General features: G+C 72.3%; 23 protein-coding genes. 10 read left to right on the top strand and 13 right to left on the bottom strand.

The window, feature by feature from the left end; translation table 11 throughout:
* Positions 1-574 precede the first annotated feature (574 nt).
* Positions 575-1,921 carry a tetratricopeptide repeat protein gene (locus tag ACLZOT_RS08730; protein ID WP_416968186.1) on the top strand — a complete coding sequence of 449 codons (1,347 nt, stop codon included), beginning with the start codon at positions 575-577 and terminating at the stop codon, positions 1,919-1,921.
* Between the two features lie 443 nt (positions 1,922-2,364).
* Positions 2,365-2,745, top strand: a complete 381-nt coding sequence (locus tag ACLZOT_RS08725; protein WP_416968185.1) for a hypothetical protein — start codon at positions 2,365-2,367, stop codon at positions 2,743-2,745.
* Positions 2,746-2,755: 10 nt separating this feature from the next.
* On the opposite strand, the gene ACLZOT_RS08720 is transcribed toward ACLZOT_RS08725, so the two are convergent.
* From ACLZOT_RS08720 to ACLZOT_RS08700, 5 genes are all read right to left on the bottom strand, one after another.
* The gene (locus tag ACLZOT_RS08720) at positions 2,756-4,579 is read right to left on the bottom strand and encodes an aminotransferase class I/II-fold pyridoxal phosphate-dependent enzyme (RefSeq protein ID WP_416968184.1); all 1,824 of its coding nucleotides are present in this window, start codon (positions 4,577-4,579) and stop codon (positions 2,756-2,758) included.
* An 86-nt stretch (positions 4,580-4,665) separates the two neighbouring features.
* Positions 4,666-5,622: a hypothetical protein gene (locus ACLZOT_RS08715; protein ID WP_416968183.1), complete on the bottom strand. Its 957-nt coding sequence runs from the start codon at positions 5,620-5,622 to the stop codon at positions 4,666-4,668.
* 165 nt (positions 5,623-5,787) lie between these two features.
* Entirely contained in the window at positions 5,788-7,002 is a 1,215-nt protein-coding gene (locus ACLZOT_RS08710; protein WP_416968182.1) for a glycosyltransferase, read from the bottom strand.
* A 21-nt stretch (positions 7,003-7,023) separates the two neighbouring features.
* On the bottom strand, positions 7,024-7,698 hold the full coding sequence (locus ACLZOT_RS08705; RefSeq protein ID WP_416968181.1) for a histidine phosphatase family protein: 675 nt from the start codon (positions 7,696-7,698) through the stop codon (positions 7,024-7,026).
* The gene (locus tag ACLZOT_RS08700) at positions 7,695-8,852 is read right to left on the bottom strand and encodes an MFS transporter (RefSeq protein WP_416968180.1); all 1,158 of its coding nucleotides are present in this window, start codon (positions 8,850-8,852) and stop codon (positions 7,695-7,697) included. Before ACLZOT_RS08700 ends, ACLZOT_RS08705 begins: the two co-directional genes overlap by 4 nt.
* Positions 8,853-9,123: 271 nt before the next feature.
* On the opposite strand from ACLZOT_RS08700, the gene ACLZOT_RS08695 reads away from it, so the two are divergent.
* A complete protein-coding gene (locus ACLZOT_RS08695) occupies positions 9,124-10,338 on the top strand; it encodes an ABC transporter substrate-binding protein (RefSeq protein ID WP_416968179.1) in 1,215 nt (404 codons plus the stop codon).
* On the opposite strand, the gene ACLZOT_RS08690 is transcribed toward ACLZOT_RS08695, so the two are convergent.
* Together ACLZOT_RS08690 and ACLZOT_RS08685 are read right to left on the bottom strand one after the other, a co-directional pair.
* Positions 10,289-10,825, bottom strand: a complete 537-nt coding sequence (locus tag ACLZOT_RS08690) for a hypothetical protein (RefSeq protein WP_416968178.1) — start codon at positions 10,823-10,825, stop codon at positions 10,289-10,291. The two genes, ACLZOT_RS08695 and ACLZOT_RS08690, sit on opposite strands and share 50 nt — an antisense overlap.
* Before the next feature lie 5 nt (positions 10,826-10,830).
* Positions 10,831-11,142: an oxygenase MpaB family protein gene (locus ACLZOT_RS08685; RefSeq protein ID WP_416968177.1), complete on the bottom strand. Its 312-nt coding sequence runs from the start codon at positions 11,140-11,142 to the stop codon at positions 10,831-10,833.
* Positions 11,143-11,811: 669 nt separating this feature from the next.
* On the opposite strand from ACLZOT_RS08685, the gene ACLZOT_RS08680 reads away from it, so the two are divergent.
* From ACLZOT_RS08680 to ACLZOT_RS08665, 4 genes are all read left to right on the top strand, one after another.
* Positions 11,812-12,051 (top strand): hypothetical protein, encoded by a 240-nt coding sequence (locus tag ACLZOT_RS08680; RefSeq protein ID WP_416968176.1) that lies wholly within the window; start codon positions 11,812-11,814, stop codon positions 12,049-12,051.
* Between the two features lie 72 nt (positions 12,052-12,123).
* On the top strand, positions 12,124-13,638 hold the full coding sequence (locus ACLZOT_RS08675) for an HAL/PAL/TAL family ammonia-lyase (RefSeq protein ID WP_416968175.1): 1,515 nt from the start codon (positions 12,124-12,126) through the stop codon (positions 13,636-13,638).
* A gap of 5 nt (positions 13,639-13,643) precedes the next feature.
* Complete coding sequence (locus ACLZOT_RS08670; RefSeq protein ID WP_416968174.1) at positions 13,644-14,519, top strand: hypothetical protein; 876 nt, start codon at positions 13,644-13,646, stop codon at positions 14,517-14,519.
* Positions 14,509-16,113 (top strand): NAD(P)/FAD-dependent oxidoreductase, encoded by a 1,605-nt coding sequence (locus tag ACLZOT_RS08665; protein WP_416968173.1) that lies wholly within the window; start codon positions 14,509-14,511, stop codon positions 16,111-16,113. The genes ACLZOT_RS08670 and ACLZOT_RS08665 overlap by 11 nt, the downstream gene beginning before the upstream one ends.
* A gap of 16 nt (positions 16,114-16,129) precedes the next feature.
* On the opposite strand, the gene ACLZOT_RS08660 is transcribed toward ACLZOT_RS08665, so the two are convergent.
* The 4 genes from ACLZOT_RS08660 to ACLZOT_RS08645 all read right to left on the bottom strand — a co-directional run bounded on the left by ACLZOT_RS08660 (position 16,130) and on the right by ACLZOT_RS08645 (position 20,199).
* Positions 16,130-16,528, bottom strand: a complete 399-nt coding sequence (locus ACLZOT_RS08660) for an EF-hand domain-containing protein (RefSeq protein ID WP_416968172.1) — start codon at positions 16,526-16,528, stop codon at positions 16,130-16,132.
* 79 nt (positions 16,529-16,607) lie between these two features.
* Complete coding sequence (locus ACLZOT_RS08655) at positions 16,608-17,504, bottom strand: ion transporter (protein WP_416968171.1); 897 nt, start codon at positions 17,502-17,504, stop codon at positions 16,608-16,610.
* Positions 17,505-17,533: 29 nt separating this feature from the next.
* Entirely contained in the window at positions 17,534-18,802 is a 1,269-nt protein-coding gene (locus tag ACLZOT_RS08650) for a SufS family cysteine desulfurase (RefSeq protein WP_416968170.1), read from the bottom strand.
* On the bottom strand, positions 18,799-20,199 hold the full coding sequence (locus tag ACLZOT_RS08645; RefSeq protein WP_416968169.1) for a family 2B encapsulin nanocompartment shell protein: 1,401 nt from the start codon (positions 20,197-20,199) through the stop codon (positions 18,799-18,801). The genes ACLZOT_RS08650 and ACLZOT_RS08645 overlap by 4 nt, the downstream gene beginning before the upstream one ends.
* Before the next feature lie 150 nt (positions 20,200-20,349).
* Between ACLZOT_RS08645 and ACLZOT_RS08640 the strand changes: the two genes are divergently transcribed.
* From ACLZOT_RS08640 to ACLZOT_RS08630, 3 genes are all read left to right on the top strand, one after another.
* Positions 20,350-20,772 carry an OsmC family peroxiredoxin gene (locus ACLZOT_RS08640; protein WP_416968168.1) on the top strand — a complete coding sequence of 141 codons (423 nt, stop codon included), beginning with the start codon at positions 20,350-20,352 and terminating at the stop codon, positions 20,770-20,772.
* 93 nt (positions 20,773-20,865) lie between these two features.
* Positions 20,866-21,108 carry a hypothetical protein gene (locus ACLZOT_RS08635; RefSeq protein WP_416968167.1) on the top strand — a complete coding sequence of 81 codons (243 nt, stop codon included), beginning with the start codon at positions 20,866-20,868 and terminating at the stop codon, positions 21,106-21,108.
* Positions 21,109-21,287: 179 nt separating this feature from the next.
* Complete coding sequence (locus tag ACLZOT_RS08630; protein ID WP_416968166.1) at positions 21,288-22,079, top strand: hypothetical protein; 792 nt, start codon at positions 21,288-21,290, stop codon at positions 22,077-22,079.
* 34 nt (positions 22,080-22,113) lie between these two features.
* On the opposite strand, the gene ACLZOT_RS08625 is transcribed toward ACLZOT_RS08630, so the two are convergent.
* Complete coding sequence (locus tag ACLZOT_RS08625; protein WP_416968165.1) at positions 22,114-22,674, bottom strand: hypothetical protein; 561 nt, start codon at positions 22,672-22,674, stop codon at positions 22,114-22,116.
* The gene (locus ACLZOT_RS08620; RefSeq protein ID WP_416968164.1) at positions 22,671-24,812 is read right to left on the bottom strand and encodes an MMPL family transporter; all 2,142 of its coding nucleotides are present in this window, start codon (positions 24,810-24,812) and stop codon (positions 22,671-22,673) included. Before ACLZOT_RS08620 ends, ACLZOT_RS08625 begins: the two co-directional genes overlap by 4 nt.
* Positions 24,813-24,817: the final 5 nt, after the last annotated feature.

The following is a 24,817-nucleotide window of genomic DNA, read 5'->3' as shown; positions in this document are numbered from 1 at the left end:
GCATCGAGCACAACACGCCACTTGGTGAATATGTGAAACAGGGCTGTCGGGCGTCCCGCGGTGCGGAGTTCCTCGTACCGCCCGTGTGCGCGGATTCGCGCGGGGTGTGCGCGGCCCGCCGGGGGTGGGTGAGCACTCCTCGCATATGCCGTGCGCACACGGTTACTTCCGGCTGGAGTGCCGACTTGACTGACCGTCAGTCGCCGCGGCACGCGTTTGCCGGCGGTGAGGTGCGGGAGGGGGGCTGACGCCGTGCAGGATCCGTTGACCCTGGCCGAAGTCCTGTCGGCATGCCGGCCGCCGGCAGCCCGACGGAGCTGGTGGAGTTCGGTCCGGCGCAGGGCCGGTTCACGTCGGCGTACGGCGGTGGAGGCCGTCCACGCCGCACCGCCCGTGGACGCGACGCGCACCGCGGAACGACCCATGTCCCGCACGCCCGGCACATGACCGAGTCACGTCTTGTTCCCGGAAGACCGCGAACGCACCATCGCAGCGAGTTCCGTTTCCCGGCCCATGGACGCTGATGCGGGACACCCCGTCCACGGGCACCTGCCCGGACTCTTGGGAGGCCGCCATGCCGCGCACCCCCAACACGCGCCTCGCTCTCCTGCTGGAGGCGGCCGGCTGGAGCCCGGCCCGCCTCGCCGCCGAAATACGGAAGGTCGCTGCCGAGCAGGGCCTGACCCTGACCATCCACCCCACCACCGCACGGCGCTGGCTGGACGGCACTCATCCCCGCCCGCCGGTCTCCGGCCTGCTCCTGGAATGCCTCTCCCGCCGCCTGGGCAGACGCATCACTGCGTACGACGCCGGCCTCACCCGAGCCCCGGCCGTCGTCGTGGACCCTGCCTGGGAGGCCGACCCCATGCGCAAACTCACGCAACTCGCCCAGGCGGAGACCGACCCCCACCGCCGCGCCCTGCTCAGCGCCGGGGTCTTCACCGCCACAGCCCTCGCCCTCCCCGACCACGCCGAGAACCGGAAGCCGTCAGGGCTCCTCGCGAGCCCACGGGGCGTCGGACGCCGGGCCGGACACCACGACATCACCCAACTGCGCGCCATGACCACGGTGTTCGCCGCCGCCGACCAGCACGGCGGCCGGCACATCCGCTCCGCGCTGGCCGCCTACCTCGCCCACGAGGCCACCCCCCTCCTGCACCGCCCCGCCGACACCGATGTGCACGGCGGCCTGCTGTCGGTCACCGCCCAACTCGCCCTGCTGCTCGGCTCGATGTACGCCGACAGCGGCCACCACGCCACCGCCCGGCAGTATCACCAGATCGCCGCCCGCCTCGCCGCCGACGCCGACGACCGCACCACCCTCGCCATCGCCCTGCGGACCATGGCCACCCACGCCCACGACCTCGGCCACCACACCCCCGCCGTCCTCCGCCTCGCCGAACAGGCCGACAGGTACGCGCACCGCGCCCCGCCGGCCGTGCGCGCCTACACCCGTATCCATCTGGCCGTCCTCAACGCGCACCACGACCGCCATGCCGCCGTAGCCGCCCTGACCGGCGCCGAAACCCTCTACGCTCGCACCCCCGCCGAACCGGGACCGTTCAGCAGCTACCCGGCGGGCGCCCTGCACTACCAACGTGCCCAGGCCCTCGCCACCCTCGGCGACCACGCCGCCGCCCTCACCGCGCTGACGACGTCCCTGCGCCTGCGCACCCCGACCGAGCACCTCCCCGCCGCCCTCACCCGCGCCCGGCTCGCCGAGACCCACCTACGCCTCGGCCACCTCGAACCCGCCCTCACCCACTGGAACGTCTTCGTCGACACCTACCCGACTCTCCAGTCCACGCGTGCCGACACGTGCCTGACCGGGGCGGTTCAGTGCCTGCGACCCCACGAGCGCAGCGCCGAGGTCGCCGAACTCCTCAGACGCATCGGCGAGTTCACCGGCACGCTCCGCTGAGCCCGAGTCCGCAGGAACAGGACGAACGAGAGCCAGATCGAAAGGATCTTGCATAATCGAGATTCTGCACGAATGCGACTGGCCGTCACGCTCCGAAACACGGATCCGGCGAGTATCACTCCGATAGCTCCGCTGTTCCGCGAGGCTGGTGGCGGTCGGCAAGCATCCGGACGGCCCGCACGAACTGCCCGAAACGGCTGCGATGGACCTCGTGCGGTACCCCCGGCAGATCCAGCACCCTGCCCCCGGCAGGCAGATACCGCCCGACGAGCGCCCGGTCCTCCTCCGGCGGTGACCCTCCGCACTCCGGATCGGCCGCGAGGAGGAGGACCGGCGCGAGCAGGGGAAGGAGCGGTCCCGATACGGCGCCGCCGCTCACCACACTCGCCGAGACCTCCGGATCCGCCCGCCGCACCCCCCACCAGGCTCGCGGTGTCGGTCTCGTGCCGGTCGGGGTGGGCGAGAGCGAGGGTCTCGCGGAGTTCGGTCTCCGACAGGGCGAGCGCGCAGAGGAGTTCGCGCAGCGGGGCCGTGGGGGAGAGGCGGGCAGGCGGGTCCTCCAGGACGAGGCCGGAGAGGCGGGGCGCGGCCCTCGTCGCCAGGACCAGGGCGACGGCCGCGCCCCAGGAGTGGCCCACGACCAGGGGGTCCCTCAGGCGAGGGCGTCGAGGAAGCCGGCCATCGGCGTCCTCTTCGCGCTGGACCGGTCCGGCGAGATCCTCACCCGGCAGGCCAACCTGCCGGCGAAGGCGCTGTACTGGCCGCTGCTCGGGGTGATCGTGCTGGCGGCGACCGTGGGGGTGTTCTTCGGGGTCGGCTGGTGAGACCCACCCCTCACCCCAACCGCGCGCCCACCTTCCGCAGCGCCGTGACCAGATCCGCGCAGTCCGCCGGCGTCACGTTCGGCGACAACGGGATGTCCACGGCCTCGCCGAGATAGCGTGCGGTCGCCGGAGCCAGTTCCTTGGCGCGCTCGGGGTCGTCCCCGACCAGGTACCGCCAGTTCCAGAAGGCCCGCGCGTTGGGCCGCTCCGGATCCGTGAACCGCCGCGCGGTGATGCCCTCCGCGCCCAGCGCCCGCGTCACCCACGCCACCCGCTCGGCGTCGGCGCCGGGCAGCCGCAGGATCAACTGGGCGCCGAGCAGGGCACCGGGCGCCCCGGGCCGGCGTACGACGAAGCCCGGCAGATCGCCGAGCCGGTCCGTGACGAAGCGGTAGTTGCGGTGCTGCGCGGCCAGGCGCAGCCCGATCCGGTCGAACTGGGACAGCGCGAGGGCCGCGCGCACCTCGTCGAGCCGCCAGGCGAACACGGGGTACGCCATCTCGTCGACGCCGGGCGCGTCGGCCCCGTCGGTGAAGTGCCGGCCCATACGCCCCTCGTACGAGCCCGCGTACACGATCGCCCGCGCGTAGATCTCCGGGTCACGGGTGACGAGGAAGCCGCCCTCCCCGGTGTTCACGGTCTTGTCCGACTGCATACTGAACGCGCCCACGTCCCCGAACGTCCCCGCGCGCCGCCCGTCGATCTCGACCCCCACGGCCGCGCAGGCGTCCTCGACGACCGGCACCCCGAACTCCGCGGCCACCGCGCACACTTCGCGGATGTCGCAGGCCATCCCGCGCATGTGGACGGCGACCACCGCGACCGCGCCGTCGGCCAGCACCTTGCGCAGCCGGTCCGGGTCGAGGTGCAGGTTCTCGTCCGAGTCGACCAGGACGGGCCGGTGCCCGGCGAGCAGGATCGCGCTCGGCGTCGCGGAGAAGGTGAACGACGAGCACGCGACCGGCGAGCCGGGCGGCAGGTCGAGGGCGCGCAGCGCGAGGGCGATCGCGGTGGTGCCGCTGGTGCAGGTCAGCGCGTACGGGACGGCGAAGAACTCCCGCAGCCGCGCCTCCAGCCGGCCGTTGCAGGTGTCGGCGACCGCACGGGAGTCGTAGCGGTAGTACCGCCGGGCCCGCACCGCCGCCTCGGCCGCCGCCACGTCCCGGGTGCTGAGGAAGGTGTCCCCGATGTCGTACGTCGGCCAGGGCGCCGTCCGTACCGGCGTCCCGCCGTCGACCGCGAGCGGGGCGGTGACGGGCGGCGCGGGTTCGGGCACGGGGAGGGAGACGGCCGTGCCGAAGAGATGGTTGCCGGGGGCGTCGGGGTCCTCGCTGAGGTGGAAATCCAGGAAGGCGGCGCGCAGTTCGTCGACGGAGATCTGTCCGTCGCCGTCGAGGTCGAGGCGGTGGAAGGCGTCCACGGCCTGCCGCTCGGTGCGGCCGTGCTGCATCAGCGCCCAGGTCAGTTCGGCGGGGGAGACCGTGCCGTCGTCGTCGACGTCCAGCACCGCGGCGAAGGCGTTGCCGGCCAGGGACAGCGCGGCCTCGAACCCGGCGGAGCAGTCCTGCGCGAGCCGCCGCAGCGTCCGTCGGGCGTCCTCGTGGGAGAGGGACCCGGCGCGGTCGATCCCCGCGAGGTCGGCGAGCTGATTCCAGACCTCCTCGTACGCCGCGAGCAGCGCGCCCGCCTTCTCGCCCTCGGGCCGTTCGCCGATCACGTCGAGGATGCTGAGGGCCAGGGCCGTGTAGTCGGCGAGGGAGACGACCCCGTCGCCGTTCGCGTCGAGGCGGGCGAGGACGGTGTCGTACTTGTCATCTCGGAGAGGGTTTGTCATGGATAACGATGTTTACGCGTATCGGGTGATCGCGCGACCGGTGGGAGGAGGAGGGCAGGAAGCGCCCGTGAGCAGCTCGGCTGCTGTCAGGCGTCGCGGTTCGGGGCCAGCACAGTGAGTGTCGCGATGTTGTCGGTCTGGTCGGGGTCGACGTCCTCCGGGCTCACGGGGGCGATCAGCGCGGGACCGAGGAGCAGGCCCACCGCGTGCGCGCCTTCCGCCCTGCGCAGCGGGATCGTGACCGTCCGCTGCTCCTCCACGGCGAGAGCGGAGAGTCTGCACACGACGATCTCCGGGGTGCCGATGAAGGGGTCCTTGAGGACCAGGGAACAGCCTTCCGGGAGCGGCTTGGTCTCATCGACGTTGAAGGTGAACGGCGTGACCGCGCTGATCTGCACCTGCCCGCGGCCCTGCGCCGGACCGACGTTGCCCGGGACGAGAGCCGTATCCGCGGTTCCCTCCTCCGTGAGCACGGAAACAGGGCCGGCCAGGTAGAGACCGATTCTGTCGCCTTCCGGAGTGGCCGGCGTGGGGCGGGTCAAAGAGAGGTAGGCGGGCACCCAGTTGTCGTTGACAGCGGCTTCGACGTCGGTGGAGTCCGCTGCGGGGACTACAGTGACCAAACCACGCACCATCCCGGTGATCCGGGCCCGCTGGGTCACGGCGAGCGGAATGGCCAACTCCTGCCGCTCTCCCGTACCGAGCCCTTCAGGTACGACACAGGTGACCACTTCGGGAACGGTCGGGTCGGGGTTCTCGTACCGCATCGCGCAGCCGACGGGCAGAGCGGTGGCACGGTCGACGTTGGTGTACGGCGGTGTGACGTAGGTCAGGAGCGCCTTGCCGGTGGTCACGCTGCCCTGGTTGGTCACGGTGAGCAGTTGCCGGCCGGTCGTACCGGGTGCCTGCTGGACCATCTCGGCCTTGACGGACAGGTCGACGGATCCGGCGGGGCTCGCGTACGAGGACGGCGTCGGCACGGCGGCCGCGAGGGCGGCGACGGCGCAGACGAGGAGACGGGATCGAGGGGAGAGGTGGCGCACAGTACTCCTTGGAGTGACGAAGGATTGTGACGCACAGTAGCCGAACGTACTCGCTTTCGCGGTACCGACAGGCGGGGAGAGGACACCGTCGACCGCGCACCGAGGGGCCGGCCGCCGGTACGAAGCTTCGGTGCGGCCCTGGTCAGGCGTGCCGGCCGTGATGCGTCAGCCGTGTGCGACCGACCGGTACACCTCACGGACCCCGCTCGCCCACGCCTGCGCGGTGAACGTCGAGGCGACCCGGTCCAGGCACGCCTGGTGGAAGTGGGTGCGGCCCTTGTCGAGGATGCCCAGCAGGGCGTTGCCGAGGGCGGCGGAGTCCCGGGCGGGGACGAGGGCGCCGACCCGTTCGTCCCCGACCGACCAGGCCAGACCACCCACGCGGGTCGCGGCGACCGGGGTTCCGCAGGCCATGGACTCGACGGCGACCAGGCCGAACGGCTCGTAGCGCGAGGGGACGGCCGTGACGTCGGCGGCGTTGTAGTAGAGCGCCGTCTCCTCGTGCGGCACGGATCCCCGCAGGTCGAGGCCGGCCAGGACACCGAGGTCACGCGCGAGCGCGACCAGGGCACCGGTGCCCTGCCCGTGGCTGTCCCCGCCGACGACGACCAGCCGCGCCCGGGGCAGCCGCCTGCGGACCAGGGCGAACGCCTCGACGGCCTCCTCCCACCCCTTGCGCTGTTCGAGACGCCCGAGGAACAGCACGACGGGCACCCCGACAGGCAGGCCGACGGCGGCACGCGCCTCCTCCTGCGGCACGGGGCGCAGGACGGAGGTGTCCACCCCCGGCGGCACCAGCCGCACCCGCTCAGGGGGCGTCCCGCACAGCCGGTACGCGTCGTCCGCCTCGGCCGGACAGTTGACGACGAGGGCCGAGGCCCGCCGCCCGATCCGGCTCTCGGCCCGGTGCCGCACATCGAAGTGCTCCTGGGCATGAGGCGAGAGACGTCCGCCCAGGGCCGTACGGCGTACGGCGCCCAGGGAGTGGTGGGTGTGCACGACCGGCACGCCGTGGCGTTCGGCGAGCGTGAGCGCCGTCTCACCGGAGTACCAGTAGTGGCTGTGCACCACGTCGTAGGGGCCGTTCGTCCGGAACACCTGGTCGACGGCCTGGGTGAACGCGTCGAGCACCTCGCCGAAACGGTCCCGGGGCAGCGGCCCGCACTGACCGGCCGGGACCCGGAGGACGCGCGCTCCGTCGGTGATCGGCTGCTGGTGGGGGAGCGCGGCGGACTCCTGGCGGGTGACGACGTCGACGGTGCTGCCCATGGCCGCCAGGCGGGCCGCGAGGTTGCGTACGTAGACGTTCTGTCCGCCGCTGAAGCCGCTGCCCGGCTGGGCGAGCGGGTCGGCGTGGTCGGAGATGAGCAGAAGACGCATGGTGGTGCCGGTCGTCCTTGTTCAGAGGGTGGTCGGTACGGGCTGGGTGAGGTGGGCGGTGTCGTTGTGGGCGTACAGGTCCCAGCGCAGGCCGAGCGCGGGCCGGTGCCGGTCCCACGGCTGCTCGCGCCAGCGGGTGACGGCGGTGTTGTCCACGGTCACGGGCAGCGGCCCGGGCCAGTCCGGCGGCAGGCCGAGGAAGACGTGGTGCGCGGCGTTGACCGCCTCGCCGTGGGTGACGACCAGGACACGATGGCCTCGGTGGGCCTCCGCCAGTGCTGTCAAGGCGGCGGAGATACGGGCCACGTAGGCGGACCAGGACTCCGCGCCGGACGCCGGGACGCGCCACGGTTCGAGGACGGGGTTGCCGTCGAACCCGTTGTGCAGGACGGCCCGTGACAGGCCGTCCGCCGCGCCGAGGTCCTGTTCGCGGAACTCCGGCAGGAACCGCACCGGCAGGTCCAGCGTGCGGGACATCGCCTCGGCCGTCTGCGCCGCACGCCGCCGAGGGCTGGCATACAGCACATCCACCCGCCCGGCACCGGTGTGCCCCTCGCCCAGCCGGGCGGCGAGCAGCCGAGCCTGCTCGTGTCCGCGCGGTGTCAGCCCGCGGCATCCGCGCGGACCGCCCACGGTGTCGTCGATGTTGCACCACGCCTCGGCGTGGCGGATCAGGAGGAGTTCGGTCGGTGTCATCGAGCCACATCCCGTCGGCGGGTGGTGAGCGTTCCCGCGCCGAGCAGGACCGCCATGGTCAGGAACAGGCTGGGCACCAGGGCGAACGCGGCGTGCAGCCCCGCCCGGTCGGCCACCGTGCCCAGCAGGAGGGGGCCGGTCAGAGTCGCCGCTCCGACCAGCAGGTGCAGGCCGGACATCGCCTGGTCGCTCGCCCCGGGCGCCCGCGCCGACACCACCGAGGCGCCGATCGGGAAGAAGTTCGCGATCCCCGCGCCCGCGGCCACGAGACCGGCCAGCCGCACCCCGGTGGACGCCGCCAGCCAGAAGGCGCCGAACCCGCCCAGCGCCAGCACCAACGAGCCCGCCAGCAGCGGACCCTCGGCACCCGGCCGGAACGTGACCCCGTAACTCACCGCCCGGCCGCACAACTCCCCGGCGTAGTACAGGAGAAGCACCGACCCGGACGAGACAAGACCGGCCACCGGAACGGCCCGCGGCGAGAAGAAGACCACGCAGATCTCACCGGCCACCCCCGCCGTCACGCACCAGTACGGCAACGGCAGCCGGCCCCTCTTCCGCTCCCTGGAGGGGGCGCCACGCCCGTCGGGTACGGCCGAGGGCAGCAGGACGGCGAGCACGACGAACACCACGGCGAGCCACCACCACGCACCCCGCCACCCCAGCCCCGTGTGCACGGCGACCGTGACCGCCAGCGGACCGGTGAGCGACGCCAGACTGGCGCACAGACCGTTCAGCGCCAGCCGACGCGCCTGATGCCCCGCACCCCGGTCGACATGGGCGGACATCACACCGGCCTGCACAACCGTCGTCGACAGACCGAGGCCCGCGACGGCCAGCAGCAGCACCGGCGGCGAGGGCGCGAGCGCGGCGGCAACGGCACCGAGCGCCACCGCGCCCGCCGCCACGGACAGGACGAACGCCCGCCCCTTGCGCGCGGCCCAGCGCGTGTAGCCGAACCCGGACACGATCATCGTCCCGGCCAGCAGCGACGGATACAGCCCCATCGCCGTGTTCGACATCGGCCACGTCTTCTGCGCCTCGGCGAGCGTGGGGCTCACCGCGGAGAGGACGGCGCTGTAACCGCCCTGGGCGGCGTACAGCACGGTGTTGCCCGGCGGGCGGTCGAGGAGTGTGCCGTCTTTCGCTTTCACTAGCTGATCGGTCACTGAAGAAACGCCTCTCCGGTGAATTCTGGGCATCCGGGAAATCGGGCGATAATCAGAACGGGACGGCGTTATGGTCCCGGTGAAAAATAGTGGTCGATATCCGCAGAGGGAGTCAAAGGGCTGTAGGCCACCCGGGTGGGGGTACTTTTATGTGTCTTTTCTTCGACGGCCGACAGTTATCGGGACCAGGTCGCAGATCGGCGCCATAATTCCGGAGTGATTATCGAAATCCTCGACTTCGAGAAAGAGGACAGGCATGGGTGATTCTGTTCGGCCTGTCGCGGTCTCCCGCCGCACGGCCGTCGCCGGACTGCTGACCGCCGCCCTCACCGCGTCACCCCACGCGGTCGCGGCCCCCGGAACGCGCCGGGCGGCGGACGGTCTGGAGCCGTTGCGTGTCGGCGTGCTCCTCGACACGAGCGGACGCGGCCGGGTCCAGGGCGCACGGCAGTTGCTCGGCGTCCGGCACCAGGCTCAGATGGTGAACGCGGCCGCCGGTGACCTGGTGGAGCTGCTGGTCAGGGACACCCGGGGCCGTACGGCCGAGACCCGTTCGCTGGCCCGGCACCTGGTGGAGACGGACCGGGTGGACGCCCTGCTGGGGACATCGGCTCCCGCTACTGCGGCCGTAGTCGGTGAGATCGGCCAGGCTGCGGGCGTCCCCGTCGTCATGCCGGCGGCGGGCGGCCGGGCGACGCAGCCGTACGTCTTCCGCAGCGGCGCCCCCATCGCGCTCACCACCACCCGGATGCTCCAGGCCATCGCGCAGGCCGGACTGCGCCGGGTGGCCGCGTTCAGCACGGAGTCCAACTCGCCGCCGCAAGCCTGGGACGAGATGCGGCAGGAGATGGCCGGCCTGGGACTCGAACTCGTCGACCACAAGGAGTTCGTCCCTCCCGCCGACAACCTGGAAGCAGGCTTGAAGCCGCTGATCGAGGCCGGACCGGACGTGCTCGCGGTGTTCACGACCCCGCCCTACAACGGCATCGTCGCCCGCGACGCCCGCGCGCTCGGCTGGAGCGGGCCGATGTACTTCAGCCCCGCCGCCGGCCACCCCGGCTTCGCCGAAACAGCGGGTCCCGCCGCGACGGGAGCCAGGGTGATCGCCCCCTGGCTCCTCGCCCACCAGCAGGCCCCGGCGACGCTGCCCAACGGCTACGCCGTGCGCGCGTTCGCCAAGAGCTTCGAGGCCGCGGGCCACGGCCCGGTGGGCACGTACGTCGGCTACGGCGCCGACGCCCTCTCCCTGCTCCACCAGGCTTTCTACGGCCACCGCGACCGGGTCCGCGCCCGCACGGAGCTGGAGAACATGACGCACGTGGGCACGACCGGCGTGTACCGGATGAGCCCGGACGACCACAGCGGGCTGGACGCCGACGCGCTGACCGTCGTCGAATGGCGTGACGGAGGCTGGAAGCCATTCACCACGGCGAGCCGGCAGGAGGGGCGCTCGCAGGCCCGACGACCCTGAAACTGCGGACAGGGCCGTACTGCTCGTGCGTCGGTCCGAGGACGAACGGCTTTCCGGCGCAACGGGGTTCCGCGTGCATTTCCACGTCGTACGGAGTGTCGTTGCGCGTCGCGAAGGCGCTCTCGCCGCTGGTGAGTTGAGCGCTGCGGCATACGCCGGCGGACGGGCGTTCGGCGCGGAACGTGTCGTTGTCCTGCGGTGACCGGGTCGGCCCGTACCGCAGGACGACGGCTCCGGGAGCCGACGCGGGGATGTACGGGGCGAGGGCGTTCGCCCGGCGGCGGTAGTCGCGGCCGGGCCGCAGCTCCAGACCTGCGAAGAGCTCGGGGACGGTCACCAGGGTGTAGCCGCGTGCGGTGAGCCCCTCGATCAGGGCGTGGACGGCGGACGCGGACGGCGCCTCGCCGTACATGCCCGGGTGGGCGGAGTAGGTGTTCTGCCAGTGGGTCCGCTGTGTCTCGGTCAAGTCCCGAATATCGATCGTCATTTCCCTCATGCCTTTCCTTTCGTCACCCGACCGCGCGAGTGACGAGCATCGGGAGCGACTGGTCCCAGGTGCCTTCGCGGGCGACCATGTTTCCGTACGGTCGCGTGGACCAGCCGGACCTTCCGGCAGGCGCGGATCAGCCGGCCGCTCGGCGCGAGCGGTTCCTCGGCCATGAGATAGAGGATGAACTGGAACGTCTCCGCCGTCCGGCGGGCCGGCTGCCGCAGCCGCTGGGTCTGGGTCATCACCCGCGCTGCGTGCGGGGAGGCGTACGAGCCGGGTACCCCGCTCAGGCACAGGGCGGCGGCGAGCTGCACGCCGTCGTCCTTGAAGGAGTCGTACGCGCCCGCGATGCGGTCGGGGTCGGCCCAGTCGGGAACCGTCCCGGTGGCGTGGTACTCGGTGAGCAGGGGCGGCAGGCCGTCCGGGAAGGGATCTCGAACGGTGCTTCAGTTCCCTGCTTCGGGGCAGATGCGAGGGAAGCGATGAGGTCGCGCGGGAACAGGGCGCATGGCCATCGTTCCCCGAGTGCCGGCCGAGCGACTGGAGAAGGAACAGGCCCGGACCGAGACGTCGTCGGCGGTCCGGGGAGAAGCGTCGGCGCGCTTGGGAATGATCTCCGGGAGCGCGGCCCGGCGCACGCCGTCGGACGCGGGTGAGTGGGCCGTGGTGCTGGAGCTGACGAACGGGGGCAGGCGGGCGAACGCCGTGGCCAGGCCACCCACCTGGCCGAGGCCGTGCCCGAACCGGTCACCACCAGGCCGTCACAGGTGTTCACCCGGGACCTCGCCGGGCCCGCACACGCCCGTGAGCGTTCGCTTCGGCCCCGCCGACGAGATCCGCGACCGGCGGACCACAACGTGCTGTGCCCCCCGGACAGTCCCGGTTGCGGGTCGTGACCTTCTGCAACAGCCTGAGTGTACGGAGTGGAGCCGCTTTTCGGGGGGCGCTCGCGCTCTGCTCCCACTTCAAGGAGAACCAGAGACATGACTGCTCAGCCCTATGCCATGGAGAAGATCCGCGCCGGCTTCGACCGTATCGACGCCGACGGCGACGGCACGCTGACCGAGCACGACCACGTCCTTCAGGGACAGCGGGTCGCCACGGCGCTCGGCCACGCGTCCGGTTCGGCACAGCTGAGGCAGGCGTACCACGACTGCTTCACGAGCAACGACCCGACAGCGCACGGCAGTTGGGCCTTCGGCCGGCCGAAGGCGACGGCCTGACCGAGGCCGCCTGTGCCCCGTCTCGCCCCGTCCCCTGTCCCGACCCCACCTTCCACTCGCGCAAGGAACTCCGTGTCGACCCTGACCAACCCAGCCGTCATCTCGCCCGCGTTCCCGCTGCTCCCCGGCCATCTGGAGCGGGCCGCCGCCCCGGTCGCCGTCGGCATCGGCGCGGAGGTGCGGGAGCGGGTCGCCGCGTGCCACGCGTTCATGCTCGGCTGTCTCGCCGAGAAGCGGCCGGTGTACGGGGCGTCCACCGGTTTCGGCCCCCTGGTGGTGTTCGACGGCCGGGACAGCGCGGCGGCGCAGTGCGACAACGCGCTGGCCCATCTGGGCGCCGGGCAGGGCCCGGACCTGGCCCCGGCCGTCGTGCGGGCGGCGATGCTCGTCCGGCTGCACTCCCTGTGCCAGGCCCGGTCCGGGGTCTCCCTCGCCGTCGTCGACAGCCTGACCGCCGCCCTGCGCACCGACTTCGCCCCGGCGGTGCCGAGGCTGGGATCCCTGGGCGCGAGCGGCGATCTGATCCCGCTCTCCTACATCGCGCGGGCGCTGCGCGGCCAGGGCGACGCCTATGCCGGGGGCCGCCGGATGCCCGCCGCCGAGGCCCTGCGCCGGACCGGCCTCGACCCACTGGAGCCGGCCGGGCGGGACGGGCTCGCCCTGGTCAACGGGACGTCGCTGACCGCGGCGGCGGCCGGACTGGCCACGCTCTCGCTCGTACGGTCCCACCGCGCCGCCCTCCTGCTGAGCGCGCTGCTCACCGACGTACTGGGCTGTGCGCCGGCGTTCCTGGCGGCGCCGCTGCTCGACGCCTTCAACCACCCGGGCGCGACAGCGGCCGGCGCGATTCTGCGGGACCGGCTCGACGGGCTGGTCCCCACGGACACACGGGCGCTGCAGGAGCCGTACAGCATCCGCTGCACGCCCCAGTTGATCGGAGCGGCCGGTGCCGCGCTGGAGTTCGCGTCGGGTGTCGTCGGCGACGATCTGAACGGGGTCAGCGACAACCCGCTGTTCTTTCCGGAACGGGACCTGGTGGCGCACGGCGGCAACTTCTTCGGGCAGCCGGTGGCGTTCGCCGCCGACCTGCTCTCGCTGGCGGCCACCCAGTTGGGCAACCTGGCCGAGCGCCAGCTCGACCTGCTGATCGATCCCCGCCGCAACGGCGGTCTGCCGCCCATGCTGACGCCCGAGCCGGGACGCCAGCACGGCGTGCAGGGCGTCCAGTTGGCGGCCACGGCGATCGTCGCGGACATGCGCCGCTCGGCCACACCCGCCTCGATCCAGAGCCTGCCGACCAACTGGCACAACCAGGACGTCGTCCCCTTCGGCACGCAGGCGGCGCTCAATGCCCTGGACCAGGCACGTTCACTGCGTCTGCTGCACGGCTCCCTCGCCGTCGCCCTGCGCCAGGCGGTGCACGTCGGCGCCCGCCGCCCCACGGCCCCCCACTGCGCGGACCTGTACGACCGGCTGGCCGACCTCATCGCCCCGGTGGACACGGACCGGCCGCTCGACGAGGACGTACGGCGGGCCGCCGATCTGCTGGACCGGGCGGCCGACCGGACGACGAGCGGACTGTCGTAGCTGCCATGGCGCCCACTGCCCGGAAGAACGGCCTCCGCACCGCACCGCCCTGCCGCCACGTCGAAGAGCCGTGGCAGGAACCGGAGCCGGCCGTCGTGGTGCTCCCGCTGCCCGGGACGCCCGCCGCGGTCTGCGACACCTGCCCCCAGCCTCTGGCGAGCGACCTGCTCCTCGTCCGCCGCGCCGTGTCGGGCCTGCCGCCGCTGACCCTGCTCGCGCCGCGCGACCTGGACGAACTCGCCCGCTACCGCTGGCTGGTGGGCCATCGCGCCGCCTTCGCCGTATGGCACCTCCAGACCCATGCGCTGCGTTCGCTCGCCGACTCCTCCGCCCCCAGCCCTCTCGCCGTCGAGCACACCGCCTTCTTGTACGACGTCTACTGCGCCCTGCTGCGCCACACCGGAAGTTGCTCGGCACGGCGCTACGCGGCCACCGTGCGGGCCGACATGACGGCCTGCCACCCGGCGTTCAGCGGCGAGTGGGCCCGCGACCACGCTCCGGTGCCGGAGCTGCTGCGGGCGGTACGGGCGAGGCACCCCGCGCCGGCCGTCGCCCCGCTCACCCGGGCCGCCCGGCGCAGCCATCGGGTCCACATGGAGGTGGCCGAACGGCTCGTGCCCGGTGGACGCTCCCTGCTGCAGGAATCGGGCCGATGCCCGGGCGGCACGGCCACACCGGTCGAACTCGGGCTCCACGACGCCTTCTTCGGGGTCGTACGACACCCCGTGTGCGAGCGGTTCTTCGCCGCGCAACTGCTCCGGCTCGTCACCCGGATCCTGTGCGATCCCCTGCCCGGGGGCGATCCGGACGCCGTGCGCCTCCTGTCGAGGCTCGCCGAATCCCTCGTACCACCGCACTCTGGAGGACCCCATGGCCGATGACGCGCTGCCGGTGATCCTGCTGGCCGATCCCGATCCGCTCCGCCGTCATGAGATGGGCGAGATGGTGCAACGGTGGTACAGGGCGACGTTCCACGTCCTGCAGGCAGGCGGACAGGAGGAGACGGCCGCGGCGATGCGTTCACTGGCCGAGCGGCATGTCCCCGTGGCCGCCGTGGTCACCGACCGGGCTCCCGAGCCGGCCGCCGCACAGCACCCGGGCGTGCGCTGGCTGTTGCTCACCGAGCGCGGAGACACGCGGGACGACGTCGGCGTCAAGGTCGTCGATCGTGACGGCGACGGCCTCGCCGACCGTCTCCGGGCCGCTCTCGACGACGCCCTGTGCGGATGGAACACCGACCGCCATGGCGGCCTGCCCACCGCCGAGGTGCGTGGGAGCCGCTTCTCTCCCGCCGCCTACGAGGTGCGGGACTTCCTCGGCCGCAGCGGTGTGATCTTCCGCTGGCTGCCGGAGGAGAGCGCTCAGGACCGTCCGGTGACCGTCCGGCTCGGCGACGGCACCGAACTGACCGATCCGCCGATCAGCGAGCTGGCGGACCGTCTCGGTCTCATCCGGCCGGCCGAGCGGACGCACTACGACATCGCGGTGATCGGAGGTGGCCCCGGCGGGCTCTCCACGGCTGTGTACGCCGCTGCCGAAGGCATGAGCGTGGTCGTCATCGAGGACGACGCTCCCGGCGGGCAGGCGGGTTCGACCTCCCGGATCGAGAACTACCTCGGCTTCCCCGTCGGGCTCACCGGTGGCGATCTGGCCCAACGAGCCCTGCAGCAGGCACGGCGGGCCCGTGTGGAGTGGCAGCCGACCCGTGTGGCCACGCGACTGACGCCCGACGAAAGCGGGGACCACACCATCGACTTCGTCAAAGCGGGCACGGACGAGACGGACTCGATCTCGGCGGCGGCCGTGGTGGTCGCCACCGGCGTGGCATGGAACCGGCTGGCGGCCTCAGGCGTCGACCGGTTCCTCAACTCCGGTGTCTACTACGGCGCCTGCCTCTCCGATGCCCCGGCGACCGCTGGGGAGGACGTGTACATGGTGGGCGCGGGCAACTCCGCCGGACAGGCCGCCCTCTACTTCGCGCGCTACGCCCGCACGGTCACCCTGCTCGTCCGCGGCACCGGCCTCGGCGCCTCCATGTCGAACTACCTGGTGCAGCGCATCGAGCAGACCCCGAATCTGAGGGTCCTGCTCGGAACCGAGGTGGCCGAATGCCTCGGCGACGAGTCCCTCACCGGCCTCCGGCTGCGTGACCGCGAGGGCGGCGAACAGACCGTCCCGGCACAGTGCCTGTATGTCCTGATCGGCGGCCGCCCCTCGACCGACTGGCTCAGCGGGGTCCTCCGACTCGACGACCGGGGATACATCCTGACCGGCAGCGGCGGACCCGGCCCCGACGCGCTGCCGATGGAGACCAGCCTGCCCGGGGTCTTCGCCGTCGGCGACGTACGGTCGGGCTCGGTCAAACGGGTGGGCGCCGCCGTGGGCGAGGGGGCCGCCGCGGCCCAGTGCCTGGCCGAGTACCGGCGACGGCATCCTGAACGGTTCCAGGACGCGAGGGCGGTGTGCGGATTCTGAGGGCGCAGGGGCTGGTTCACTCCGGAGGTTCGGCAGTCCAGGACGGGGTGCGGGAGAACGGCTGGTCCAGAGGGCCGAAGAGCCAGTTTCCGGGAGCGTCCGGGTCGTCCAGGCAGAGGTACTCGATGACGCGCTGCTGGTACTGCTCGCGGGTGAGAAAGCCGGAGCCGTCCGTGTCCAAGTGGGCGAACGCCTGGCGGGTGACCGTTCGCGGCAGGCCGAACGCGCCGTGGTACAGGCGGCTGAACTCCGTCTCGCTGAGCAGGTCGTCCCCGTCGCGGTCGGCGAGGGTGAAGTAGAGGTCGGCCGCCGGTCCCACCGAACGCCGGTAGTTCTCGGGGGAGTCGGCCAGGCCGCTCGCCAGGGCGTCGCGGAACTCCTCGAGGCTCACCCGGCCGTCGTGGTCGGTGTCCATGGGCGCGAGCAGCGTCTCCCACATGTGCCGGCAGGCGGCCGTGATACGGGCGGCCTCCGGGGAATTCGGCCCGTATCGGTCACGGGGACGTGTCGCGGGAGGGTTCGGTTCGCTCCCCCTGGGGTGGTGGCGGACCGGCGATGGTGTATTCGAGGTCGTCGAGGGCGCCGCGCGCCTGGACGAGGTACTCCCGTAGCTGTCTCTCCTTCCCGGCGGTTTCGCCGGCGGCGCCGGGGGTCTCCAACCGCCGTGCTTCCTCAAGGGAGTTGATGACGACCCCGATGAGGACGTTCACCAGCACGAAGGACGTGAGCAGGACGTACGAGGCGTAGTAGAGGATGCTCCACGGCGAGATCGCGAGGCCCGCGCGGACCGCGTCGCTCAGGCCGTCCAGCGTGGCGAGGAGGAAGAGGTTGAGGATCGCCCGGCCGAGGGTCCCGTAGTGCTCGGGGTCGCGTTCGGCGAAGAACATCCAGCCGAACATGGCGTACATGTAGAGCAGCAGGGCGCCGGCCAGGACGAACGCCATCGCGCCGGGGATGCTCCGGCCGATGGCGACGAAGATGATCCGCAGCTGCGGGAGCATCCGCGCGGCGCGCAGCACCCGGCCGAGCCGCAGCAGCCGCAGCGCGGTGGCGTTCTCGCTGAGGAACGGAAGGCCGATCAGGACGAGGAGGGTCAGGTCGAAGAGGTTCCACGGGCTGCGGAAGTAGCCGCTCGGACGCTCGGCGTGCGCCCCGGCCCGCACGGCGGCCTCGATGGTGAACGCGGTGAAGAAGGTGTATTCGGCCGCCTTGATCCTCACCTGGCCGGCCTCGACGGCTGCCGGGTACGTCTCGACGCCGAGGACGACGGCGTTGGCGAGGATCAGCCAGCAGACCCCCGTGGTGAACCAGCGGCTCTCGGTGGCACTGCGGCAGATCGACGCGACCACCTCCCGACGGGTGCGGGTCGACGGCTGCCGAGGAGAGGTCACGTTTGTTCCGTTCAAAGTGAGCAGGGTGATCAGAGGCGGCGGGTGGCGGTCCTCAGCGCCTGGACGAGGAGGTCGACTTCGTCGTGGGTGTTGTAGAAGGCGAAGGACGCCCGGACGGCGGCCGTCAGGCCGTACCGGCGCAGAACGGGCTGGGCGCAGTGGTGGCCGGCGCGGACCGCGATCCCGGCGGTGTCGAGGGCGTCGGCGACGCGCGCGGGATCGGTGGCGCCGATGACGAAGGTGCACACCCCGACACCGTCCCCGGGGCCGAGCAGCCGTAGCCCCGGTACGTCGTCGGTGAGCCGTCGCCGGGCGTATGCGACCAGGGCCTTTTCGTGGCCGTGCGCCGCGTCTAGGCCGATGCACTCCAGATAGTCGACGGCGGCGCCGAGCCCCACCGCGCCCGCGATATGCTCGGTGCCGGCCTCGAACTTCTGCGGCGGCGGCGCGTACCGCGTGTGCTCGAAGGTGACCGACGCGATCATCGAACCGCCGCCCTGCCACGGCGGCAGCTCCTCCAGCAGCTCCGTACGGCCGTACAGGACACCGATGCCCGTCGGGCCGCAGAGCTTGTGCCCGGAGAAGGTGTAGAAGTCGGCGCCCAGCGCGGTGACGTCGACCCGCAGATGGGGTACGGCCTGGGCGCCGTCGACGACCACCACCGCACCGTGGGCGTGCGCGGCGTCGGCCATGGCCCGCACCGGCAGGACGGTGCCCAGCACGTTCGAGGTGTGCGCGAGCGCCACGATCCTCGTCCGCGGCCCGAGGAGGCCCAGATAGGCGGCCAGGTCCACGGTGCCGTCGTCGTGCAGCGGGACCACCCGCAGCCGGGCGCCCCGCTCGGCGCACAGCATCTGCCAGGGGACGATGTTGGCGTGGTGTTCGAGGGTGGTGAGCACGATCTCGTCGCCGGGCCCCACCCGGGTCCGGCCGCAGGTCTGGGCGACGAGGTTGATGCCCTCGGTCGCGCCGCGCACGAAGACGATCTCCTCGGCCCGCGCCGCGCCGACGAAGGCACCGATCCGCGCCCGCGCGCTCTCCAGCAGCTCGGTGGCCTCGCGCGCGAGGGTGTGCGCACCCCGGTGGACGTTGGAGTTGTGGCGGGCGTAGAAGTCCCGTACGGCGTCAATCACTTGACGGGGTTTGTGCGCGGTGGCCGCGCTGTCGAGCCAGACGAGCCGCCGACCGTGCACGGTCTGGGCCAGCGCCGGGAAGTCGGCCCGCACGGCATCGACCGGGAAGAACCGCGCGGGCCGCTCCAGCCAGTACCGGGTGGGTGCGGTGGGGGGCCTGGTCACGCGTACTCGTGGTAGTGCGCGACCTGGACCCGCTCCAGCATGCCGATCGCGTCGTCGACGAGCACGGCCGCCGAGAAGTACGAGCTGACCAGGTGTGAGGCGACCGCCCGCCGGTCGACTCCCATCGGCTGTACGGCGATGCCGGGGGCGTGTTCGTGCGGCAGCCGGTCGGGGCGCAGTCCGACCACGCCGCGGTTGTCCTCGCCGGTGCGCAGCAGCAGGATGCTGGAGGTGGAGTCGACCGGGTCGACGGGGATCTTGTCGGTGGGGACGATCGGGACACCGCGCCAGCTCAGGAAGGGGCTGCCGTACATCTCGAAGATCACCGGAGGTACCCCGCGCCGGGTGCACTCCCGGCCGAAGGCGGCGATGGCGCGGGGGTGGGCGAGGAAGAACGCCGGCTGTTTCCAGACGACGGCGAGGAGTTCGTCCATGTCGTCCGGGGTGGGCGGGCCGGTGCGGGGGCGGACGCGGAAGGCGGGGCCGACGTTGTGCAGCAGTCCGAACTCCGGGTCGTTGAGCAGTTCGCGCTCCTGCTGTTCGAGGATCAGCTCGATGGTCAGCCGGAGTTGTTCCCGGTGCTGGTCGAGGGGCACGTTGTAGAGGTCCGAGACCCGGGAGTGCATGCGCAGCACGGTCTGGGCGACGGAGAGTTCCCGTTCGGGCGGTTCGGCGTCGTAGTCCACGAAGGTCTCCGGGAGTTCCGCCTCGCCGTGATGCCCCGAGGCCACGGCCGGCGTCGCTTCGGACCCGGACCCTCGACCGCGCCGGTACTGCTCCAGGGCCCGGGCCAGTTCGGGGTGGCCGTTCTCCAACTCGCGGATCCGGTCGGGGTCCAGGGCCAGCAGCGTGCTGTTGGTCAGCGCGACCACCGTGTGCGCCCAGGCGTCGCCGCACAGCGCCTCGTCCTCGCCGAAGAACTCCTCCTTACCGAGGATCCCGAGGACGGTCGGCTCCCCGGAGTACCCGGTGCCCCGCCGCTCCAGGCGGCCCTGCGTGACGATGTACAGACCGTCCGACGGACGCCCCGCCTCGGCGAGGACCGTCCCGGCGGCGACATGGCGGGTACGGAACGCGTCGGCGACCGCGGCCAGGACGGTGCTGTCCGCGATCTCGTGCAGGGCGACGAGTTCCCGCAGGTCCTCCACCAGGATGCGTGACCCGTCGGCGCCGGCGCGCAGGGTGATCCGGCCGTCGCCGACGGCGTACGCGACGTAGCGGTTGACGCGGTAGGCGCCCGCTTCCACGGCGACCCAGGGCAGCAGCCTGAGCAGCCAGCGTGGGGTGGTCAGGGCCAGTTGGGCCGGGATCTTCGTGGTGCTGGCGATGGTCCGGGCCGCACGGGTGCCGAGGCTGGAGGGGGTGGGTGAAGGGTCGTCGAGGGTCTCGCTGGCCAAGGATTCCTCCCGGGTTCGTACTCGGTGGATGCCCGCGGTACAGAGGCCGTAAATCACCTTTTTGTGCGCTTGACAGGGCGAATCGGATTACCGCTCACCGGCGTTGGCAAGAAACCGGGCGTCGCTGTCGGCACGGCCGAAGGGGAAGGCATGGAGATCACCGGAACCACACGCACCAGTTGGGAAGGCTCCCTGAGTGAAGGGCTGGGCCGCATGGACTTCGGTTCCGGCGCGGCGACCCTGGACCTGCGCTACCCACTCAGCCGCATACCGGCCCAACAGGCCACGTCCCCCGAGGAGTTGATCGCCGCCGCGCAGGGTGCCTGCTTCACGATGATGCTCTCCCACGTGCTGACGGAAGGCGGCACCCCGCCGAGCAGCGTCACCACGGACTGCGAGGCGACCCTCAGCGTCGGCACCGGCTTCACAGGCATCACCATCCGCGTACGCGCCGAGGTCCCGGGCATCACCGACGAGGACCTCCGCCGGGCCGCCACCACCGCCGAGCAGCGCTGCCCGGTCAGCAGGGCACTGAAGGGAATCCCGTCGACCCTGGAGACCGTACTGATCTGAGCCGGCGCCACCTTTGTCCGCTCCGAGTTGCCGCACACCCCGACCCGTAGTGCCCTGAAGCCGGGGGCGAGCGCGAGAAAGGGCCGGTACCCCATGGCGGACCAGCAGTCCCGGACAGTCCCCGAGACCTTCGTCTTCACCTGCGGCGACTGCGCCACGACCTGGGAAGCCACCTTCCAGGTCATGTTCTTCACCGACCCGATGGACACCACGGGCCTGACCACCCAGGAGTACGTCGACGCCGACGGCAAGGCCCTCGCGACACCCCTGGCGGACGCCGTATGTGCCGTGTGCGGCAGCCGTCGCGTCCGCATCGCGTCACCCTCCGGCGAGTAGCCGCACCCCGCGCACCACCGCCACCACCTGCCGCACTTCCGGCACGGCGCACCGCACGACACCTGACACCTCACCCGTCCGGGCCAGTGCGCTGGTGGACCCGGCGGGCCGGTGATGCCGTAGGGAGGACCGGACCACCACATCGTGCCCGCCCCGAGGCCGGCCGACAGGAGCTCCCGATGCCCCGCCCTCCCCGCCGCACCGCCCGGGTCCTCCCCCCGCTCCTGGCCGCGACGGCCGTGCTGGCCCTGGGCGACTGCTCCACGGGCGACGACGCGCAGGCCGAGGAGGTGTCCGCGGCACCCGTGGCCGAGAGCTCCGCGACGCCCCGCATCACCCAGCGGCTGACCGAGGCCCAGGCGAAGGCCGCGCTCGTCACCGCGACCGACCTGGAGGACGACTGGACCCAGGTCACGAACGCGGCGACCTGGCGCGACACTCTGCTCCTCGGGAAGGTCGACGTCGCCGCCTTCCTCGCCGGCTGGGCGGGCAAGGCGGACGCCGCCGACTGCCAGCGCCTCCTCGACGCCCTCTACGACGACGACCTCCTCGGCAAGGTCTCCGGCGCGTCGGCGGTCACCGGTTTCCAGGAGGACGACTCCCGGCTGTACTACCAGACCGCCGCCTACGACTCGCGCGCCCTCGACACCGAGTTGGCCTGGCTGAAGCAACTCCCCGTCACCTGCGCCCAGTTCACCGTCACCGGCGGCTCCGGAGGCACCCGCACCGTCCAGGTCGTCGAGAACCCGCTCCCTGCCGTCGGTGACGCCCGGCAGGGGCTGCGCGTGACCGTCCAGGGCCAGTCGAACGGCGCACCCGCCACACTCACCCTCGACGCCGCCGCCGTCCGCGTCGGTCCGAACGCGATCACCCTCACCAACGGCGGCCTCGACGGCATCGAGACCGACTCGACCGAGCAGGCGGTACGCCTGGGGGCCGAGCGGCTCCAGGACGTGCTTGCGGGGGAGTAGCCGCGTTGTCCCCGCACAGTCCCCGGGAACGGTCTCACCCCAGCACCCGGAACGTCCCCGTCCCGTGCACCGAGCCCAGTCCCCTGCCCGCGCAGGGGGTCACGTCACTGGTCGGGGTGACGCTCCCCGCGGTACGGTGGCCGGACAGGGGACCGCCGGTGATCTTGCCGGCGAGCAGGGAGTCCCCGGGGTTGTAGGTGTTCACCGACGTGAGCGTGGGCTTGAGGGTGGATGTGCCGGCCGGGCGGCCGGAGCGGTCGTACCACTTGATGGTCCCTGAGCCGCTGATCCCTGATGCGCCGCCGCAGCTCGCGCGGCCTGTGCCGGTGGCCGTTCCGGTGCCCATGCGCAGTCGTGAGGCCGTGCCGTCGGACCAGACGCAGCCTGTCAGTTCGAAGGTTCCGGATACCTTGACGGTCCGGGTCCGGAGGGTGAGTTTCGGGGAGAAGGTGATGGGGTGGCCCGGGACGGTCTGGACCCGGCAGCGCAGGGTGGCCGCTGTCTTCTGGTGGGCTGTGGCGGTGGCTGGGGCGGCGAGCGCGGTGAGGGTGACCAGGGCTGTGGCGGCGGCTTTCAGGGCGGCAAGGGAATTCACCGGCGGTCTCCTTGGTGGTAGGTGACGGGATGGGGGTGCGCCTGGGCATCGGCGTCCGGGCGCGGTGGGGGAACGTCGGCGGGCGGCACGTGAGGCGGGGGAAGGAACCGGCTCACCGGGGCCGGCAGCCACCAGTTGCGGTGGCCCAGCAGACGCATCAGGGTCGGGACGACGACCATGCGGATGAGCGTGGCGTCGAGGAGCACGGCGATGGCGACCAGGAATCCGGTCTGCCGGAAGTCCTCGCGGCGGGTGACCATGAGGCCGGCGAAGACGGTGGCCATGGTGGCCGCCGTGAGGGTGATCGGGCGTGCCGTCTCGCCGAGGCCCCGGGCGACGGCCAGGCGGCAGTCTCCGGTGGCCCGGTAGTGCGTGGTGATGCGGTGGACGAGGAAGACCTCGTAGTCCAGGGAGAGACCGAACACAACGGTCGCGGCCAGCAGGGGGATCGCGAGGTGGATGGGGTGTGCCGTGTGCCCGGTCATCCAGACGAGCAGGCCGAAGGAGGCCGCCAGGGACAGGACGTTCATGACGATCGCCTTGAGCGGCAGGAGCAGGCTGCGGAAGGCCAGCAGCATGAGCAGGAAGGCGCCGACCAGGACGATGACGGCTGTCCGGCGCAGTGCGGGGCGCAACGCCTGGTGGAAGTCGGCGAGTTGGGCGGCCGGGCCGGTGGTGTACGCCGGCTGCCCGGACGGCAGGGTGCGGGCGGCGAGTACGCGGATGCGGTCGACCAGGCGTTCGGCTTCGGGGTGGTCGGTCGTGATGCGGTCGGTGACGGTGACCACGGTCAGGTCGCGGCCGTTGTCGAGGGTCGCGACCGTGGTGACGCGCGGGTCGGCGTGCAGGGCGTCGGTCAGGTCGGTGGTGTCCACCGGGCCCGCCGCCGGCCGGTGCGGCAGGGCGAGCAGGGTGACATTGGCCAGGCCGTCCTGTTCCATCTGGGCGAGGCCCCGGCCCGCTTCGGTGTCCGCGATGACGCTCCGGTTCATCTGGAGCCCGGTGCGCAGGGAGCCCACCGGAGCCGCCGCGACGAGCAGGATCGCGAGGGCGGCGAGGAGATAGGGCCAGGGGCGGTCCATCAGCCGCCGTGCCCAACGGGCCCAGTGGTCTTGCCGGTCCGTACGGTCCCGGCGGCGCACCCTGCCCCGGTCGAGCAGCGGGTCGAGGCGGGGCAGGACGGCGGGCAGCAGGGTGGTGGCCGCAGCGGCGGTGACAGCGGCGGTGAGCCCGGCGACCAGGGCCGCCGTGCGGGCGAGCGCCAGCGGGGTCGCCAGGAGCGCGGCGCTGGTGACCAGCACCGCAGCGGCGCACCACAGCACGGCACGCCCGGCCGACCTGATGGCGGCGGCGCTCGCCTGCTGCGGGGCGAGCCCGTCGTCGCGCAGGCTCCGGTAGCGCAGCAGGAGCAACAGGGCGTAGTCGAGGCCCAGTCCGAAGCCGACGGTGGTGACGACGGTCACCATCAGACTGTCGATGTCCAGCACCAGGGCGAGGGCCGCCACCGCGCCCGTGCTGACCAGGACACCCACGGCAGCCGTCGCCAGGACCGTCAGGGCCGAGCCGAAGGAGCCCAGTCCGACGACGAGCAGCAGCAGCGCGGCCGGCACCGTGACCGCCTCCACGGACCGCAGGTCGTCCAGGTCCGCCTTGATCTGCTCGACGAAGACGGGGGTGGCACCGGTCAGGGCGACGGTCACCCGGCCCTGGGAGGCCGCCGCCACCGCCCGGCCGCTCGCCGCGCCCAGCTCGGCCAACACCTCCCGGCGCACGTCGGCGTCACTGTCGATCCCGACGGCCAGGTAGGCGTGGTGCGGGTCGCGGTCCGGGGCGTCCGGCACCGGGATGACCTGGGTCGTGCCGGGCACACCGTCCGCCGCCCCGGCCGCCGCGACCAGCGCCCGCTGGTACGGCTCGCTGTCGGCCGTGAGCGTGCGGGAGTCGAAGGCGAGGGACACCTGTTCGGCGCCGAACGACGGCATCCCGCGCGCGATGAGCGCCGTGGCCCGCGCCGACGAACTCCCCTCCACCTGCACGATCGCGCCCCGCACATGGGCGAGCCCGACCGGCAGTACCAGCACGGCGGCCAGGACCACGACCGCCCACACCGCCACACACAGCCGTCCACCGCGCGCCACGAGCG

It is taken from the genome of Streptomyces sp. 4F14, from assembly GCF_048159485.1.
In the GTDB taxonomy this organism is placed as follows: domain Bacteria; phylum Actinomycetota; class Actinomycetes; order Streptomycetales; family Streptomycetaceae; genus Streptomyces.
The sequence above is the reverse complement of the archived record's forward strand: the minus strand, read 5'-3'. Positions and strand labels throughout refer to the sequence as shown.